Here is a 19,614-nt window from a genome sequence, read left to right on the forward strand (position 1 = left end):
ACGAACCAGCCCTTTGGTCGAGTCTTTGGATGGAGGCAGTGTTACTAGTGAATTTATTGTGATGCTGAGGTTACTTCTTACTTGGATGCTACAGTCATAGAGTACGATAACTTCTTCGAAGCGAATATCACTAATGATGAATGTGACTCCTATACAACGGAGCAAAAATATACTCTGGTAATAAATGGAAGATTGTGAACTGAGACACTATAATATAATTAATGATTAGTGGTAAAACACAGAATAAAACCATTTTCGTTTTTCGTCTGTGAATGGTATTAAAGCGTATCTATTACAAAATTCCCTTCAAAGGTAATTATTCTGAAGGGAATTGTAGCTCGCTAACTGAACTATCCGATGTTGTTGACCTTACAATTCTAGTGGATAAATTACCCGAGCCGCGCAGCTAGTGTAGCCACACTTTTCTGTGAAATTGCTAGGTATTGTTTATCCATGATCTTAATTTATATTGAAAAAGCGAGACTGTACTCTCTATATTGAAGTACGGTCTCGCTTTAATTTTTGACTTTGGTAGCTCGTGCATCTTAAGGTTTTTTTAGCTCATTTATCATTTTTCAGAAAATTATATTCGTGCAGATAATCTAATTCCGCTTAATTTCTTTTTTACTAATGATCTTCCCCGTAGTTCTATTAAATACGATTTCATACCATTTACCGTCAATAAGTACTATCTTATTTTCCAGTACGTCTGCAAATATTTTAAAGTCACTTTGTTCGAGTGGTGTTGTATATGAACTAGCTTCTATATGTACACTCAAAAAATTACTAAAAAAAGCAATGATTATAATACTTCCAATGATCCTCTTGAAAATCTTCTGGTTCTTCATTTAATATCGTCCTCTTTCATTTTTATGATAGGTAACTTATCGTAAAACGGATTAATCTCTTGTATGGTAGTGAAATAACCTAATTTATTGAGATAAATATCAAAAGTACCATCCTTGTTTTTTATTATGTAAGCTGTATCAGGCGTTATATCAATAGCTGTGCTAGCGTAATTATCTGGAAAAGAATATCGTGGTTGTACAACAAAAAATAATGTAGACACAAAGCATGATAAGGCTAATATACTCGTGGTTGAAAACCTTAACCATGATTCTTTAGGTTTATTGTTTGATAACAGTAGCTCAAAGCGGTTCATGAAAGTAGATCTGTTTTTATCAATAAGGTCCATAGTAAAGGGCATATATTTAGATTTTATAGAGTTTTTATAGGTATTCACAAGAAATTCGAGGTAATTAAGCCGTTTATATTCCTCCCAATTTTTTGTTATGGTAAGATCATTTTTTATTTCCAAAATTCTATCCACTTGGTTACGCAATTGATATACAAAAGGATTCCACCAATAAAAAGCACATAACAGTTCAATGATAGTTTTAATCCAATTATCTTTATTAAAATAGTGATGCAATTCATGCCGAATAATAAAATATTCCTCTTGATCAGTAAAATTATGTACTGGAAAAACAATTGTGGGTCTAAAAAAACCATACATCATGGGAACTGAAGTCAATGAGGTTTCAATTAACTTTAAATTTTTAGGTATTTTAATTTCCTTCTGGAGGACACTTAAAAGTTCAGAGTTTATATTTTTCTTGATAGAACACGTCATTATTAATTTACACAAATTAGAGTATCTTTGAAAAATCCGACTAATACTTATGAGTGTTCCCGATAACCAAATAACACCCAAAAAAAGATATAAGTTAATCTTTATTTGATCGCTGAATGAATAAATAGAAAAATTAAAAAAATCATTTATTATGGGTAGGAATTTTGGTAATTCGATAGTATGAGCAAAAGGTATTTCTATTGGAACAAGTAATCTGATTGTAATAAGTAACAGCAATAGGGATAAAACCGGAACACCAACTTTACTAATAGTAGATGATTTTTTAGTTATAAGGCAATATAAGCAAATAAACAAACTACTTACTAATAGAGTAGTTTGTATACTCCAAATGGTTATCATCTATCGACCTCCCCATTTTTTTGCGTCAGTTTCGTTTGTTCAAGCTCTGTTTTTTTCGCTTTTATTAACTTTTCTAATCTATCAATCGTGTGTATATCAATATTTTCATCCTCGAACTTAAATAATGTTGAGATTAATTCTGTAATACCAGTTTGAGCATCATCCGTTGAGTAATATTGAGCAAATTGCATAACTGCATAATCATTTGTAGTGATAATAGGTCTGTACTTTCTTGCAGTTGTTTTAAAAACCTTTGTATAAGCTGCAACTTCAATTGCATTTTTAGTAAGTAACGATTGTAAGGCGTTTTGTATGCTGTATATACTAAATTTCTCCTCGATTTTCTCAAAAATATTTGTCGCGGTAAGAGGGTGGGGTTCCTTCCATAAAATATGCATGATTTCTAATTCCCGATTAGTCAATTTTGTATAGGACATAAAGGTTCCCCCAGTATAATATAGTATCTTAAAATTATAGATCGATTTTCACGTTATATCAACCGTTGATTTTTACTTTATATTAATAATTAAGAGAATAATGGTATCTATTAAATTATTGTTGACAAAATAATGATTTAAATGGTAATTTATCCATACACATTAAATGTTAAGCGTTAATGTTAAAAGTATATACATGTCTTTATTTTATTCATATGAAGGTGGGTGGTCATATTGATTTATTAATAAGTACAATTGTTGTTACTTTTTTCTTGTGATATTTTTTGAAACTAAATTGTTGATGATGTAAATAACTATTATTTGGATAACACATTTTAACGAAAAATTCCATAAATTCGAAAGGGTGACTTTGATGCGATATGAAAAAAACTGTACTAAGATAGGTGGTTTAAAAAAAAGGGGTGGAGCTGTAAGAACACAAAAAACTAGAAAAGTTTTTACAATGCTGCTTGCATGCTTTTTTTGTTTTGGTCTAAGCACAACCGCTTTTGCAGCATCAGAATATCAGGATACAATTACTGTAAATGAAGCCGGCGCAACTGAAACTTATATCGGTGACTATGCATCCGAGAGTATCTTTAAATCCGAACAGGATACAATTACTGTAAATGAACCAGGTGCAATTGAAACATATATCGGTGACTATTCAACCAAGCGCAGCTTTACACCAGAACTGGAAACAATTACGCCGAATGAACCCGATGCAACAAATTATTTGGCAAGAGCGACATACACACTTTCTAATGTAAGTAAGCCTATAAGTTATAATTTATTTAAGCCAGTCTCAGATTACGTTGCTTATCCTGGTACTGTTTCAGTTTCGAAAGGAGTAACCACAACTGTCACTGCTTCAGTTACGGGTGGTGGTGGAGTGGACGTAGCGTTTTTAAAAACCAATATTTCAGGAACGATCGGTTCAAGTGCTGCATTCACAACGACACAGACTATTTCGTACCCAACTACTAAAGGATACAAAGGTAGGATTATTTTAAGATATTACCAAGAACAGTATACTTATGATGTTACTAAGTTAGGTGTTAAATATGCAGGCAGCGCTTTTACTGAAGCACATGACCAATATTACGCATTACAGCAGGTTGCTCTATAGATTTGATATTAAAGATGAGTTATAACAGCAGAAATAGGTTTGAGAGTTTAAGAGTTTAGTTAATGTAAAAAAGGAGTGGATACATACTATTCACTCCTTTTTTATATCTGTATAACTGGAAGGGAATTGACACTATTTGAAAAAAATAATGTTTTTGATTGAAGTAGCTCTTCTATTAATAGTATTTGGGTGTGAATCTAATAGCATTAGTAATATACTAAATAAGCTAGAATTCAACCAAGCAGTTGGGATATATACGATCAATATAAAACATTCAGAAAATAATGGTTCGTCATTGCTGTTATTTGGATCAACATCAAATTTAAAAAAAGATACTTTTGAAAAATTAAATAAATCGGATATAACAATAACTTTATCCAATGAAAAAAAGGATGAAATTGAATTTAGCCCAGACGATATAGAATGGGAATTGACTGACCAGAATTTTTTAGTAGAAGGATTTTCTATAAGGTTAAATTCTGATAGGATATTAGGTTTAGAAAAATTGGGTTTTGATAAAATCAAAATAAAACTAAGAAGTAAAACCTTTAAAAAAAATATTAGTCCAGTATATTTACAATTTTATTCTGGTGAGGAAAATGGAATTTCCGTAATGGAATCTCCGATATCCCCTAAAAATGTAACAGCACTAAATAAAGAGTATTCATACTCGTATAAGATATTAGATTCAAATCATATTATTACTAGTGATATAAAAGCAGAATTAATTTATCCGAAAGAAGTAAAGAGTTTTATTGAAATTGTTACTGTAGAAGTTAATCCAGATATATATGCAGAGGAAGAAATTAAGGAAGAATTCAGAAATAAAGTTGATAAAAAAATTTTAAAAGAACTGAAAGTTTATGAAATTAAATGTAATTATATTATTAAGAAAAAGGAGAATATAGTTTTTCAACCAGAAATAAAACTTCTTTATAATAATAAAGAACAAAGTTTAGCACCATTTACACCAATAAGTTTTTTTAATTTTTAGAAAAATATATTATTAATATAAAAATAGGAGATAAGTAATTATTTCATGAAGATGACTTGTAATAGTTGCTTATACTAAAAGTATTAAATGCTAATATAGAATCTATAAGAAAAGAAACAATGAATAGTAATATGCACATTTTTCGTTTAATCCAGAGTGTTTTACGATGGAAGTATGATAAGCGGCACTTCTCTCCAGATGCAACTTTGTAACGATCGCGTTCCCTTTGCTTGTCTTTTATCACAATCTTCATGGGTCTAATGATTTGCTGAACGTTTTAGTTATTTCACTTTAAAATGAGAGCAGCTGAAAATATGTGGTGTGTCGAATAAAATTGAGGAGTAATATGTAACTAAGTACAACACTCATCTTTTTCTGATGTATTACAATAAGAATTAGAAATGGTGCTTTATTGAAAAAACGAACAAGTTTCTATTAAAGGTAGCAAACTAAATAAAATTAAGAAGTTTATTAGCTGCAAAAATTACAAGAACTAAATAAGCGGGGGAATATCTATGAAAAATCTTAGTAACGTTATTAGTTCAATAATTTTAGGAATTGCAATCATTACTGGTTGTTTTATCATCAAAGGCAGTCAGTCATCTATAAGTCCAACAATTAACAATGAATATTCAAATAAACCATTAATGACACTTAAAGAAACTGCTAAATATTTAAACATCACTGAATCTCAAGTGCGCAAGATTATTACTACAGAAGAAACAATGTTGAAAACACAAGGTGCATATACCGGTGTGTTGTTTCCCATTATTAAAATCGGAGATGAAATTTTTGTTAGTACATCCGTTTTAAATGATTGGATAAAAGAATCTATCCAACAAAGGAAAGAATTTTAAAGGATATTGCACCGATAACAGATGTAGCTCAAGTTTTAGCCATCATCAGTGGAATGATGTATCTGGACTAGTCATCGAATCCTTAATTGCAAATATCCACGAAAACTAACGCTTCGGACCATTCCGAAGCGTTAATTTTTGTATGCGCAAGTTATGTTTCGTCATCTAACGCATGCCTAAATCCAGAAAATAATAATTTTCAAATTAACTATTTTAAATTTTATGAAAATGATATAAGATAGTGTAACAAATGAAACGATACGTATCGTTCTATAATTACATCCTTTTAATGCTTAAATAACATCTAGGAGGTGAAATGAATATGAACGTGAAAAACAAAGAACCTCGAAGTAAAAAAGAGATTCTTACTGCAACTCTTGAAATGTTAGAATCCAACAGTTATTCATCTTTAACGATTGAGGCGATTGCAGCACAAGCTGGAGTAGGCAAAACAACCATCTATAGATGGTGGGAAAACAAAGCACGTCTTGTACTGGACGCTTTTCTAATGACCGTAGAATCAGAGTTTGAATTTGATAGTAATAAATCCATTCAGGATAACTTCAAACAACAGCTTGAAGCTTTAGCTCGTATCCTCAATAGCAAAATCGGGAAATCCACTTTAACTATAGTTACAGAGAGCGAAGAAATCGCGAAAGATTTTTACGTATTGTTTTTAATGACAAAAAGAAATGAAGCCAAACAATTACTCCAAGTAGCCATAGATAAGGGAGAATTGAAACCAGCAATCAACCTTGATATAACTTTAGATCTGCTTTATGGTCCCATATACTTTCAAATTCTCATCTATAAACAAATTCCGGATGCGGATTACATAAACGATTTGTTGATCCATGTCTTGGAAGGCATCACTGTTGCAAATTAATAGTAAACCGGGGGATATTTACTTTATGAATCAGACGATAGACGTTCAGAATTACAATAAGAACTATTCATTAATGACGATTATTTTATTTTGGTGTGGTTTAGTTATTTTAACTAGCATGTATATTACAATTCCATTATCCGAAGTATTTTCACATGCCTTTCAGATTAGCTCGAGTGAGGCGGCTTGGATTGGGAGTTCATTTTCTCTTTGTTATGCTCTGGGCTGTCTTTTGTATGGACCTTTTTCAGACAGATATGGACGTAAAGTATTTTTAGTAGCCAGCATTATTGGGTTAACCGTAGTTACGCTTGCATTAGGATTTGTGGATAGTTTTTACGGGCTTATTATGCTCAGAGGAGTGCAAGGCCTAGTGGCTGCTGCTTTTGCACCTATTGCGCTAGTGTATGCAGGGGAGATGTTCCCGCCTCATAAAAGACTAACAGCCGTTGGATTTATAAGCTCAGGACTGTTAATGGCAGGTATAGTAGGTCAGGTTTTTAGTGGGATTGTTAACGAAGCTCTTGGCTGGCGTGCTATTTTCTTTATTTTGGGGATTGTGTATGGTATTACTTCAGTGATAGTAATGAGGTTCCTTCCTAAAGATGAAATGCTAAGACCGAAAGAAAATGTTCTGCGGAAGTTTAAACAAATGACAATTCTGCTAAAACAATCACAATTGCTTTTGGCTTTTGCGATAACCTTTATGCTTCTATTAACTTTAGTTGGCATGTACACCGTTTTGGGAAGTTATTTAAGCTCAGCTAAGTTTGGTCTTTCCTCACAGGATATCCTTTATATTCGTGCATTTGGAATCGCGGGGATGCTTTTATCACCCTTTTCCGGAAGAATTGCTCAAAAACTTGGAATGGCCGCTGTTCTAAGGGGAGGCTTAGCTTTAGCTGCAATTGGGTTGCTTGCTCTAGGTTTTAGTACGAACCTGCCACTTCTTGTCCTAATGAGCGTTGTATTTGTGGCTGGTATCGCGCTGGTAACTCCCGTTATCATCTCAATCGTCAGTCAATTAGGGGGAAATGCAAGAGGGTCTGCGATTTCATTCAATGCATTTATTCTATTCCTAGGCGCTAGCACAGGCCCGATATTAGCTTTGAAATTACTAAAAACAGAAAATTATTCGTTATCCTTTACTATATTAGGTTCTATTCTTTTATTAGGTTTTTTAATCTCTCTTTTTCTTAGATTATCGGCTAGGGTTCCAGTAGTGAAAAATGAACGGGCTGCTACTTTACCCACAGAGTGATAGGAATGAATAAAGAAACGGAGATTTGCATTGTTGGTGGTGGACCTTCTGGTCTCTTTCTAGGGCTGCTGTTAGCCAAAAACGGAATTAGAGTTACCGTACTGGAAAGTCAAACAAGCTTTAATCGCAAGTTCAGAGGAGAAGTTCTTCAGCCTCGATTTGTAAGGCTCATGAAAGAGTTGAATCTGGAACAGCGTCTTGAAAAGTATGAGCATATAAAATTATTTAATGCTGAAATATGGAATAATAAGAAATATATCACTCAAATTGATTATGAAAAAGAAATGCCGGAGGGACCTTACGCAATTAAAATAAAACAATCCGTCCTGTTAACTTTTCTTTATGATCTGGCAAAGGATTATAGTAATTTTGAGCTCATTTTTAACGCAAAGGTCACTTCAACTATTAAAAGTGCAAATCGAACAGTCGGAGTAAACGCCTTAGTAGATGGACAAATGACTGCGATCCATGCTTCTTTAGTAGTCGGAGCGGATGGACGGATGTCCACGGTTAGGAAGACAAGCGATTTTTCTTTTAAGTATAAAAAAGAAGATTTTGATTTAATCTGGTGCAAAATATCGACTAATGAGTTCAAGCTAAATCAAAAACTCCTTTTCAGATTGTCTGATTTTAGTAACTTCATCGGGCTTCCTTATTCCTCTGATTGTGTGCAGATAGGTTTTACAATGAAGAAAGACCAATGGAATTCCATAAAAAGCAAAGGCATCGAACCATTAAAGCTTGAATTCATAAAGGCCTTTCCCGAGCTTAAAGAAGACATTGAAAAGATCATTGATTTCAAATCGTTTGTTTCTATCCAATCAGAGACTTTCATGGTGGACAATTGGCATAATAAGGGTTGTATTCTAATCGGTGATTCTGCACATTGTTCCTCACCACTCGGAGCTATCGGATTGTCCTTGGCTTTTGAAACAGCGCTGGTCGCTGCTGAACTTATTGTTGCATCAAAATTAGAGCCAAATCATGAATACAAGTGTTTAGATCGTTTGCAGCCCATTCGTAATCGGGAAATTCGTTTTGTGCATTTTGCTCAACAGTTGATAATCAGCATGGCCGTTAAATCCCCTAAAGGGGTTAAAAAATTCTCGCTAGCCTGCATGAAACTGATGGGAAATAGCAGGATCGCAAGATATTTAATGCGGAGATTCTTTTTGGGGAGTCCTAAAATAACGGTTGATAATGCCTTCAAATTTTAACGCAGCCTCATTCCTAAGTAGAGTTCATTGGGAATGAGGTTATTTTAATTTGCTGAAACGCAAAGAATTTGTATAGAAAACGCTTTCTATCCATTGTAAAATACAGGTTGAGGTGTAATTACAAAACAAGGATGGAAATCCCATGCGGATCAAATTTAATATTTTTCAGAAAATGTTAGTGTTGTTGCTGATTCTGCTAACTCCGGTCGTGGCGCTGTACTATTATTCTACCTCTAAGAGCATCAACGTCATACAGGAGGAGCTTATCAAAGCCAGCCTGAACCGGATGGAGCTTTTCGTGGCACAACTGGATGCCAGCATTGAGAAGTTCGACTTAGTCTCCGCACCTATGCTCGTTGACACGAACGTGCTGGAATACCTTTACAACCTCAACATGAGCGATTATTCCCTAATGAAGACAAGGCTGCTGATCCAAGAGAAGCTGTCACTGGCCAGCGCATCGGGCAACTGGCGCAATGACGTGACCGTCTATTTCCCGCAACGAGACGATAGTATTTCTTCTTCCCCCTCCTATGAATATGACCTTAAAGAGTTTGATAGCCGATTTTCGCTAGGGTGGAGCTACAGCGAAGATTTGGAGATTGGCTCCGGTTTTACTCGAACTTATGTCACTACGGGTTACAAACCAGCCCGTCCGGACGATCTGGATGTTGCCGTTCGCATTAACCTCTACAAGTGGAGCTTTGAAAATTTGCTTGATACCTACAAATCTGGTCACTCTGACAACCCGTTTTTTTACAAAGAAGGACATGCCATCATCGCCAGCCGATCCGCAGATGGGCCCAAGATGGACCAAATTATCGCGGAATTAGGCGACAGGATCAATAGCCGGGATTCAAGTTTTTTAATTCATTCCTTCGACGACAGGCCTTATCTGATTACCTATTATTATTCCAATATTCTTGAGTGGCATCTCGTCGATTCTGTTCCACTTAACCAGATTATCGGACCTATCAAGCAACAGAGGTTATTATTTGGAGCTTCTTCGATTATTTTGCTCCTATCCTGTATTACCGCCGCGTCTGCTTTGTACTGGAACGTACATCGACCTATCTTCCAACTTGTGCGTGCGGTGCAGCGGATTAAGGAGGGCGATTACGCGTACCGGCTACCGAAGAAATCAAACAATGAATTCACGTTCCTGATGCAGAACTTTAACGAGATGGCGACGCAGATCCAAGATCTCATCGAGAATGTCCTACAATCGCGTATCCTTGCGCGCGATGCCACGCTAAAACAGCTACAAGCACAGATCCATCCTCATTTTCTGTACAATTGTTTGGGTTTCATCATTAATATGACCAAAATGGGAAAGAATCGGGCAGTTATAGACATGGCGTATCATCTGGCCGACTATTACCGGTATACGACGCGAATGGATAATCAAGGAGTCAGCCTGGGTGAAGAACTGGCGTTCGTGCGCATTCACCTCGAGATTCTACGGCTTCGCAATGAGACACTGTCCTACAGCATCGAACTGCCTGAAGAGTTGGCGGAGCTGCGAATTCCCCGGCTTCTTATCCAACCAATCGTGGAGAATGCGATCGTGCATGGACTTGAGAACGTCGAATATCCAGGCCGGGTTGAAATTAGAGTTTACGTCAATGAAGACCAATTGCACTTGGAAGTGGAGGATAACGGAAAAGGATTAAATAAAGAACGGATGGACCAACTGCAAATGGAGCTTCATATTCCGGCCAGCGAATATGCAGGCTGCGGTCTTTGGAACGTATATCAAAGACTGCAAGGCAACTTCGGTTCAGACGCTCAAATTGAGTTTTGCCCGTCCAGACTGGGTGGTCTAAACGTGAGGCTGATTTGGAGACAGGGGATGAAAGAAGAAACGAAGGAGGAAGAGCATTGAATAGCCTGCTTGTAGTTGATGACGAGAAACATTATGCGGACAGTCTGGCAGATACGATTCCATGGGAGACACTTGGTATCTCCCGCGTTTGGAAGGCTTACAGCGCGAGCGAGGCACTTGCTCTGATAGACTCCTTCCCCATTGACATCCTTATGACGGATATCCGTATGCCACGCATGAACGGCTTGGAACTGATCGAACAGGCCAGGCTTCGTATTCCAGGGCTGAAGTGCCTGCTGCTCACAGGTTATGCGGACTTCGATTACGCCCGAAAAGCGATTGAGCTGCAAGCGCTCGATTACCTGATGAAGCCCGCGAAGGACGAGCAGCTACTTACGGCAATGGGCCGGATCATTAAGCAGCTTGAGCAGGAGCGATCAATCGAACAGGGCTTCCGTATCTACCGAGACAATAGTGCAGAACTGAAAGCAGGGTTGTTGCTCAAAGTGCTCAGCGGAAATCTGAATGGCAAGGCGCTTGCGGAGAAGTTAAAGCTGTTTGACCTCCCTCTTCCAATACCAGGTCATGTCTCGATGTGCCTTGTCCGGTTGGGTTCCCCTTTCGACGGACAAGATCTCTATTCGCAGTCACTGATCCGGTTCGCGGTAACAAACATGCTGGAAGAATTGCTGATGGACCGCTATGACTGCTGGTCGGCTGCGGATGATGAAGGAAACCTGCTCGCTCTGGTATACGACCTATCAGGAGCACCACCCGAACCGGAATGGGTGCTTGAGCGGATAGAGCGATTAAAGAAAGAAGTACAGCGTTTGCTTAAAGGTGAAATTTCTGTAGGAGAAACCGACTGTCTATTCCCGGAAGAACTGCAAGCTAGTTATATGACAGCTAAATCACGATTGGATAGTGACAGTTTTTCGGATGGGCAGGTGCCAGAGCGGAATGAAGAGGAAGCGCGTCTTATGCGCAAGCTCTATGAAACGCCTCTGCTGACACATCTTTTGGAAACGGAGCAATGGGAAGCGGCGGAAGCTAAGATCCGAGCGTTCGTGTCACCGCTTATGCATACAGGTTCACCTTACCTCATGCGCGACGTCTTTTTCTTTCTCTCCAATGCCTTCCAGTATATCGCGAATCGCAGTGGCAGGACGCTGGCCCAAATGCTCACTCCTGAGCAATCGGCTTTCGTAAAAGGAAAAGCAATGCTGCACGCGTCGCAGCTGGAAAGCTGGGCGCTCGACTTACTACGCACACTTCGCGATAAGCTAGGGGAGGAGACCGAGGACCACAGCCAGGTGATCGTCCGGAAGACGCAACTCTACATCCAGAAGGAGCTGGACAAGGACTTGTCACTTACTTTGCTGGCCAAACGCGTCTTCGTACATCCTAACCATCTGTCAAAAATCTTTAAGCAGTGTACAGGCACTACCGTATCCCAATATATTTACGAGCAGCGTATGCTCAAAGCCTGCGAGATGCTCAAGCATACAAATAATAAAATCTACCATATTGGTGAAAGCATTGGCTATCCCAATACTAACTGGTTTATTCGGAAATTCCGTGACTATTATCAGGTGACGCCGCAGGAATTCAGGGACAGATACCGATCGGGAATGGAGGGATTGGGCCGGTGAAGAAGCAAAAAAGAAAGGCCATCTTTCTATGGGCAGTTCTGAGCGGAGTGCTGCTAGTTTCCGGCTGTTTAAGTAGCACAGGGAAAACGGCACAGAACAGTACATCCAATGGGGAAAAGAAGCCGGTATGGGACTTTAAATACGATCCGCCTATAACGATCACAACAGGAATCGTAGACGAGAATCGGCCTAACGCATTCAAGCCAGATGAAAGCCTTACAGACAACGTGCATACCCGCTGGATGGAAGATAATCTGGGAATCGTCACGAAGTTTGATTGGATTGTCAGCAAGTTCGAAGATGCAGATACCAAAATTCGGCTCGCGCTGGCTGTGAATGGCAAGCTGCCGGACACCCTTAGCGCTGAAGGAGACATCCTGAAGTATCTGCTCAAAGCCGACAAGTTGCTTCCGCTGGATGATGCCATCGAGAAGTATGCTCATCCTAAGCTAAAAGAAGCGCTGGAGAAGTACGCTTATACCATGGCAGAAGTGACCAAAGACGGCAAGATATATGGACTTCCCCGTTTTAGTGCAGGAGATGAGGGAACGGTCATGTGGATCCGTAAGGATTGGCTTGAGAAACTGTCGCTGAACCCGCCTACGACGATAAGTGAGTTGGAGAACGTGCTGAAGGCATTTTCTGAACAAGATCCTAATGGGAATGGCGAAGATGACGAAGTTGGTCTAGCGGTTCCGCTGAAGGAAGGTCCCTGGAGCTGGATGGGGCAGACAGATGCGATTGCCGGAGCTTTTTCAAGGCAGATGATTAGCACGTCTGACATCAAACTGTTCTGGAATGAAGACGAGAAGGGCAGCTTGATCTTTGGCGCCGTACACCCGGATGCTAAGAAATACCTGGAAACGATGGCATCCTGGATGGCGAAGGGCTATATGGACAGGGATGCAGGCATGCAGGACCCGAGCCAAGCGTCCGAACTGGCGGTTAACGGAATGGCCGGTGTCATGTTCGGCCCGTTTTGGATGGGAGCCTGGCCGCTCGGCGATACAGTGAAGGTCGATCCCGAAGCGGCTTGGCAGGCTTACCCCCTTCCTGCCGGACCAGATGGGTTAAAGGGCAAGGCACAAAAGCCGTTGTACGGTATCTACACGGTGTTCAGCAAGGATTTCACGAATATGGAAGCCTGGTTCGCTTATTATAACAAATTGCTTGCCAAAAATTTCGGCCCGGATGACCCGTACTTCGATCCCCGATTCGCAAAAGGGTTTCACGAAGGTTACGATTATGTGATCATGAACGACAAGGTCATTACTGTCAATTTCGCGACTGAAGGCGTGCCAAATGATAAGTGGCCGCTTGCGGACGGGTCTTCAATGGATATGCGCTGGATGCTCTATCCGCTGACAGGTGGCGCTCCAGCCTTGCCTTATATGAATGCGGATGCAATCAGAAAATTATCTGAAAATTCGGAAGCCATAGTGACGACGCCGATCGAACAAGCCATTAAAGGTTTAAATTCGGCTCAACTTACGGCGGCTGGGGTGGCGATTGCCGAGCAGGGACTCGAAATCCCAAACCGATACCACGGACCTTTAACGGACGGGATGGAGAAACACGGAGTGTTCCTGCAGAAACTCGCAACGGAGAGTTATCTGAGCATCATTTATGGCGAGAAGCCGATCTCCTACTTTGATGAGTTCGTAGCCCAATTTTACAAGAATGGCGGCGACGTAATCACGAGAGAAGTAAATAATTGGTACATGGAAAACAAGCCATAATATTGTGGCTTGTTTTCTTCTATGTTCCTTTATTTCTTCTATATAACAGGATTAACTTCGTGAATTAAAATGATTTTATTAGAAAGCGTTTTCAAAAAAAGAGGTGATGGTATACGAAGTTAATCATAGAGTAACTCTCACTAACTAAGTGTAAACTTTCGAACTGATTTTTGTATGAAGCGGAGCGAAGCAGTTTATGCTCACAAAACTTTTTAGGAGGAGAGGTAATGAGGAAAAAAGTAAGCGTGTTTCTGGCATTAACTATGTTTGTGACTATCTTTTTTTCAAATCCGATCAAGACTAATGCGGCAACCCCAGAAGCGCCTGCAGGGTGGAGAGACTTACTAGATTACCAAATATTCAGTAATATATCCGACGGCTGGGCAGGAGATAGCGGGTTTGGATTGGAGACGGAGAACAGCAAGCTTCCCATTGATTCTACAGCAATGTACAATGGATTGCCTTCATTATTGTTGAATGCGAAGACGCCTACCAGTCCTTCCTGGTACAACGCTTTAATTACGGTTGCCGGCTGGAAAGCATATGACTTTACCTCTTATCATCCAAATGGATTCCTTGAGTTTAATATCAAAGGAAATGCGGGCGGAGAGTCCTTTTTACTGGGCTTCAAAGACCGGGTATTCGAAAGAGCTGCCGGCAATGAAATTACCACTACAGTAAACATTAACAACTACGTCAACATTACTACAAGTTGGACCCATGTGAAGATCCCGTTAAAGGATCTAATTCAGGTCTCCCAAGGAATTGATGTATCTTCCATAGATGCATTATCCATCAAGAATAATGGTTTTCAACCTTTAAAAGTGTGGCTTAATGACATTAGGGTTACGTCTCCCGATAAGGAGAAAGAGTACGCCCCCATCAAGGTCAATCAATTAGGGTATCCCGTAGATGGAGTAAAGCAAGCGCTTGTAACCGGTTTTGAGGATGTGCTCACGGTCGATGCAGGTACTACGTTTAACATTATTAACGCCACAAATAATTCGACAGCTTACTCCGGAACGCTTGTACTCACCAAAAATTATGATGCTATCGATAGCGGGGAGCGTATTTTTACCGCCGATTTCACAAATTTAACGATTCCGGGAAAATATTATGTTTCAGTGCAGGGTCTTCAGAATTCGCCCAAGTTCACTATCGGCGAAGCTAACGAAATCTATGAACCCTTTTTAAATGACGTAACGAGATACTTCTATTACCAGAGAACCGGGATTAATATTACCAGCCCATACACTCAAAATTATCAAAGAACAGATTTTACTCCTGACACCGCAGTACCTTTAATGTCCAACCCTTCCATCAAAAAAGATGTTTCCAAGGGATGGTACGATGCGGGCGATAAAGGCAAGTACGTTAACGCAGGAGCCAAAGCCTTGTCGGATCTCTTCTGGGCCTATGAAATGATGCCGGAGAAATTTACAGACAATCAATTTAATATTCCTGAGAGCGGAAACGGCATTCCCGACATCCTGGATGAGGCAAGGTGGGAACTGGAATGGATGCTCAAAATGCAGGATGCTGCAACTGGCGGTTTCTATGCGCGAGTGACCTTTCAGGATGACGACAATATGGTAGACAGAGAAATTATCGATAAGGATACGGTAAGCTCGCGGACTGATATCAAAACGACCGCCGATACAGCTACCGCAGCCGGTGTATTGGCACATGCCTACTTAATTTATCAGAATATTGATCCGGCTTTTGCCCAAAGTTGCTTGGATGCGGCAATAGACGCATGGGGGTACCTGGAAGCACATCCGGAAAATATTCGGACGCCTAACACGGGCAGATGGCCTTACGATGTGACGGATGACGCTTCGAATCGTCTGTGGGCTGCAGGCTCCCTGTACCGATCGACCGGCGATGCCGAATACAATGATTATTTCCTGGCGAATTACACCGATATGGGAATATTTTTTGAGGATACCCTTGATTTCGCCAGTGGTTGGGCAAACACCTGGAATACAGGCTTCTTCAGTTATCTGAAAGCCGCTAATCCGGACTCCGGAGTCTTAAGCTGGTATTCGGATAAATTCCAGCAATGGTTCAATGACAAAGTGAGCAGATATAACGATAGCCCTTGGAAAAGCATCATAAAAGATGGTAACTACTATTGGGGAATCACCATGCAGGTTGCGGACACACCGATGGAAATGATCATCGGTACGAAGTTACTGGGAACTTTTGAGAGCAACCGCGCTATCATTAATGAGATTAACAATAGTCAGTTAGACTGGATTCTTGGCCAGAACCCGGTAGGCGTATCTTTTGTATCAGGTTACGGTGATAACAGCGTGAAATATCCGTTCAGCATCATGTATAGAACAGATGGATTACCTGGTGTACCTAAGGGATATCTTGTCGGAGGACCGAATAAATACTCCAACGACATAACCGTAGGAAACCAGATATCAAGATTTGCAGCCAAAAACTATACCGATAACTTCCAAGAATGGACTACAAATGAACATACCGTTTATTGGAATTCAGGGTTGGTATTCATTGCCGCATTCGCAACCGGAAATAGCAGCAACTCGACCATTAGTCCAACGACTGCTGCCTTTGATAAGAAAACAGCAAATCAAGCTGATATTCCGGTGACTCTAACGTTGAACGGCAACACGCTCACCGACATTAAGAACGGTACGACATCTCTCGTTGTGGACACGGACTATACCGTTTCGGGCAACACGGTCACTCTACACAAGAGCTATCTCGCGCAGCAGCCAATCGGCAAGGCGAACCTCACTTTCCTGTTTAACGCCGGTTCATCTGCTACGCTATCCGTTGCTGTGAACGATTCGTCGGTTATTAACTCGACGATCAGTCCGACGACCGCTGCCTTTGACAAGCAAATCGCGAATCAGACCGACATTCCGGTGACCTTGACGCTGAACGATAACACACTCATCGGCATTAATAATGGCACGACTGCCCTAGTTGCTGGTACGGACTACACCGTATCAGGCACGACAGTGACGATTCAGAAGGCATATCTGGCTGCCCAACCGGTGGGAACAACGACGCTGACGTTCAACTTTAGCGCAGGAGCAAGTGCGAATCTTGAGGTCTCCGTGGTCGATACCCCCACTGCCGAAAGTGGATCTATCAAAGTGCAGCAGTACAATTCTCCTGTTACGGCAACGAGCAATTCGTTGAGCCCACGGATAAAGCTGAAGAACACCGGTACCACTGCCATCAATCTGTCCGACGTGAAGCTTCATTATTATTACACGATCGATGGGGAGAAGGACCAGAATTTCTGGTGCGATTGGTCCACTGTCGGCAGTAGCAACGTAACTGGCGACTTCGTCAAGTTGCCGGCTCCTTTGACAGGAGCTGATCATTATCTGGAAATCGGCTTTACGAGCGGAGCCGGAAGTTTGGCAGCTGGAGCCAGCATTGAGCTTCAGATCCGCGTGAACAAGACCGATTGGACGAACTACACGCAGACGGGAGATTACTCCTTCGATCCGACCGATTCGACTTACACCGATTGGAGCCATACAACTGGCTATATCGCAGGCGCTCTTCAGTGGGGAACAGAACCTCAATAAGTAACGTCACAATTGACGTTACGGCTCAATAGTGAAAACCTGAACTCCCCATTACCGCCTAAACAACGGTGTGGGGAGTGTGTAAGACAGTGAAAGGAGTGCAACAACTCTATTGAAAGCTATGCCGCTTCCTACAAATAGGAAACCAATACGTACTGTACGTAATTTTTCCATCGTGAAGAATCTTCGTACTTACTGGATGTTCTACGCAATGATGCTGCCGGGAATCGTTCTGCTTGTAATAAATAACTACATCCCTTTGTTCGGGATCGTTATTGCCTTTAAAACAATCAATTACCAGGACGGAATCCTGGGAAGCCCATGGACAGGGATGAAGAATTTCGAATATCTGTTTGCCTCGAAGGATTCGTACATCATCATTCGCAACACATTGCTTTATAATTCGCTGTTTATTGTATTGAACATGGCGCTTCCTCTAGGGTTCGCCTTGATGCTTAACGAGATGAAAAACCGCTTCCTCTCGAAGCTACACCAAACGATCATGTTCCTGCCATACTTCCTGTCGATGATCGTCATCTCGTACTTAGTATATGGGTTCATGAGCGACGAGCGAGGATACTTCAACGGCACGTTGCTGCCGGCGCTTGGTCTTGATTCCGTACGCTGGTACTTCACGAAAGAAGTGTGGCCGATCGTTTTGCCGATCATTAACACGTGGAAGAACATGGGGTACTACACGGTTGTGTATATGGCAGCAATCATTGGTATCGACGAGGAGTACTACGAAGCCGCGACAATTGATGGGGCAAACAAGTGGCAACAGATCAAGAAAATCACGATTCCCTTGATCATGCCTGTCCTCACGATTATGACTTTGCTGCAGGTTGGCCGGATCTTCAATGCCGACTTTGGCCTATTCTTCCAAGTGCCACGTGAATCGGGGGCATTGTTCCCTGTGACAAACGTTATCGATACCTATGTCTACCGCACCTTCCTGACCGTTGGGGATATCGGACTTTCCTCAGCAGCAGGCCTGTTCCAATCAGTCGTTGGTTTCATCTTGGTTTTTGTATCTAATTGGGTCGTTCGCCGCTTTAACCGCGAGAACGCGCTGTTCTAAGAGAGGAGCCCTTATGACCAATACAATGAGTAAATCCTTATCTGGGTCCAATCCAAAGAATCAGCTGTCGGGATGGGCGTCAACCCTCATCAACATCTTCTTTGTCATCTATTCGGCGCTCTGTATCCTACCGCTTTTGCTGATTCTTTCGGTATCGTTCTCCGATGAGCAGTCCGTTATGACACACGGATATCGATTTATGCCCGAAAATTTCAATCTGGCAGCCTATCGATTCCTAATGAAAGATATCAGTCAAATCGTTCATTCCTATGGAATCTCACTAACCGTCACGGTGATAGGTACGATACTAAGTGTCATCATAATAGCTCTGTATGCGTACCCCATTTCACGGAATAATTTTCCGCAGGCTAAGTATTTTACATTTTTTGTTTTTCTAACGATGCTGATTTCCGGCGGCTTAGTCCCTTGGTACTTGGTATACGTACAGATGCTGGAATTAAAAGATACACTTTGGGCACTGATCATGCCACTGATCATGTCCGCATTCTGGGTACTGATCATGCGCACTTTCTTTAAGGAGACCGTACCTGAAGCTGTGCTGGAGTCAGCAAAAATAGATGGGGCAGGGGAGCTACGGATATTTATCCGAATTGTATTGCCATTATCTCTGCCGGTTCTGGCAACCGTTGCACTGTTCCAAACACTGACATACTGGAATGACTGGTTCCTAAGCCTAATGTTTATTACAGACAACCACAATATATCCGTGCAGTACTTTCTTTACAAGATGATGGTCAACATCCAGTACTTATCCAGTAACCCGAACGCGATGGCTGAAATTACCCGAGCTGGCGGAATGATCAACTTCCCAAGTGAAACCGTGCGTATGGCGATGGTGGTTGTAGGTGTTGGACCTATCGTATTTGCTTACCCGTTCTTCCAGAAATACTTTATCAGAGGCCTTACAGTAGGCTCCGTTAAAGGCTAAGATTGCCGATCACTTA

The 19,614-nt window shown here is 40.8% G+C and carries 15 protein-coding genes; 12 read left to right on the top strand and 3 right to left on the bottom strand.

Annotated elements, in window-relative coordinates; translation table 11 throughout:
- Nucleotides 1-602: 602 nt before the first annotated feature.
- From NSQ55_RS15200 to NSQ55_RS15210, 3 genes are read right to left on the bottom strand one after another with little or no spacing between them, the layout of a single operon-like run.
- Entirely contained in the window at nt 603-848 is a 246-nt protein-coding gene (locus NSQ55_RS15200; RefSeq protein WP_036677231.1) for a hypothetical protein, read from the bottom strand.
- Complete coding sequence (locus tag NSQ55_RS15205; RefSeq protein ID WP_036677228.1) at nt 845-1,993, bottom strand: M56 family metallopeptidase; 1,149 nt, start codon at nt 1,991-1,993, stop codon at nt 845-847. The genes NSQ55_RS15200 and NSQ55_RS15205 overlap by 4 nt, the downstream gene beginning before the upstream one ends.
- Complete coding sequence (locus tag NSQ55_RS15210; RefSeq protein WP_036677226.1) at nt 1,990-2,430, bottom strand: BlaI/MecI/CopY family transcriptional regulator; 441 nt, start codon at nt 2,428-2,430, stop codon at nt 1,990-1,992. The genes NSQ55_RS15205 and NSQ55_RS15210 overlap by 4 nt, the downstream gene beginning before the upstream one ends.
- Nucleotides 2,431-2,803: 373 nt before the next feature.
- On the opposite strand from NSQ55_RS15210, the gene NSQ55_RS15215 reads away from it, so the two are divergent.
- The 12 genes from NSQ55_RS15215 to NSQ55_RS15270 all read left to right on the top strand — a co-directional run bounded on the left by NSQ55_RS15215 (nt 2,804) and on the right by NSQ55_RS15270 (nt 19,598).
- Nucleotides 2,804-3,559 (top strand): hypothetical protein, encoded by a 756-nt coding sequence (locus NSQ55_RS15215; protein WP_076130950.1) that lies wholly within the window; start codon nt 2,804-2,806, stop codon nt 3,557-3,559.
- Between the two features lie 136 nt (nt 3,560-3,695).
- Nucleotides 3,696-4,553 (top strand): hypothetical protein, encoded by an 858-nt coding sequence (locus tag NSQ55_RS15220; protein ID WP_339167805.1) that lies wholly within the window; start codon nt 3,696-3,698, stop codon nt 4,551-4,553.
- A 515-nt stretch (nt 4,554-5,068) separates the two neighbouring features.
- Entirely contained in the window at nt 5,069-5,410 is a 342-nt protein-coding gene (locus NSQ55_RS15225) for a helix-turn-helix domain-containing protein (protein WP_036677218.1), read from the top strand.
- A gap of 322 nt (nt 5,411-5,732) precedes the next feature.
- Nucleotides 5,733-6,296, top strand: a complete 564-nt coding sequence (locus tag NSQ55_RS15230; protein ID WP_339167814.1) for a TetR/AcrR family transcriptional regulator — start codon at nt 5,733-5,735, stop codon at nt 6,294-6,296.
- A 73-nt stretch (nt 6,297-6,369) separates the two neighbouring features.
- Nucleotides 6,370-7,557 carry an MFS transporter gene (locus NSQ55_RS15235; protein ID WP_254848961.1) on the top strand — a complete coding sequence of 396 codons (1,188 nt, stop codon included), beginning with the start codon at nt 6,370-6,372 and terminating at the stop codon, nt 7,555-7,557.
- Between the two features lie 5 nt (nt 7,558-7,562).
- The gene (locus NSQ55_RS15240; RefSeq protein ID WP_339167816.1) at nt 7,563-8,774 is read left to right on the top strand and encodes an FAD-dependent monooxygenase; all 1,212 of its coding nucleotides are present in this window, start codon (nt 7,563-7,565) and stop codon (nt 8,772-8,774) included.
- A gap of 142 nt (nt 8,775-8,916) precedes the next feature.
- Nucleotides 8,917-10,659 carry a histidine kinase gene (locus tag NSQ55_RS15245; protein ID WP_076130600.1) on the top strand — a complete coding sequence of 581 codons (1,743 nt, stop codon included), beginning with the start codon at nt 8,917-8,919 and terminating at the stop codon, nt 10,657-10,659.
- Nucleotides 10,656-12,251 (top strand): response regulator, encoded by a 1,596-nt coding sequence (locus NSQ55_RS15250; protein ID WP_076278506.1) that lies wholly within the window; start codon nt 10,656-10,658, stop codon nt 12,249-12,251. Before NSQ55_RS15245 ends, NSQ55_RS15250 begins: the two co-directional genes overlap by 4 nt.
- Nucleotides 12,248-13,990 carry an extracellular solute-binding protein gene (locus NSQ55_RS15255; protein WP_076302101.1) on the top strand — a complete coding sequence of 581 codons (1,743 nt, stop codon included), beginning with the start codon at nt 12,248-12,250 and terminating at the stop codon, nt 13,988-13,990. The genes NSQ55_RS15250 and NSQ55_RS15255 overlap by 4 nt, the downstream gene beginning before the upstream one ends.
- A 227-nt stretch (nt 13,991-14,217) precedes the next feature.
- Complete coding sequence (locus NSQ55_RS15260) at nt 14,218-17,568, top strand: glycoside hydrolase family 9 protein (RefSeq protein ID WP_076184974.1); 3,351 nt, start codon at nt 14,218-14,220, stop codon at nt 17,566-17,568.
- Nucleotides 17,569-17,743: 175 nt separating this feature from the next.
- Nucleotides 17,744-18,649 carry an ABC transporter permease subunit gene (locus NSQ55_RS15265; protein WP_305953568.1) on the top strand — a complete coding sequence of 302 codons (906 nt, stop codon included), beginning with the start codon at nt 17,744-17,746 and terminating at the stop codon, nt 18,647-18,649.
- Nucleotides 18,650-18,662: 13 nt separating this feature from the next.
- Entirely contained in the window at nt 18,663-19,598 is a 936-nt protein-coding gene (locus NSQ55_RS15270; protein ID WP_081383287.1) for a carbohydrate ABC transporter permease, read from the top strand.
- Nucleotides 19,599-19,614: the final 16 nt, after the last annotated feature.

It is taken from the genome of Paenibacillus sp. FSL H7-0943 (genome assembly GCF_037963265.1).
GTDB lineage: Bacteria > Bacillota > Bacilli > Paenibacillales > Paenibacillaceae > Paenibacillus_AQ > Paenibacillus_AQ odorifer.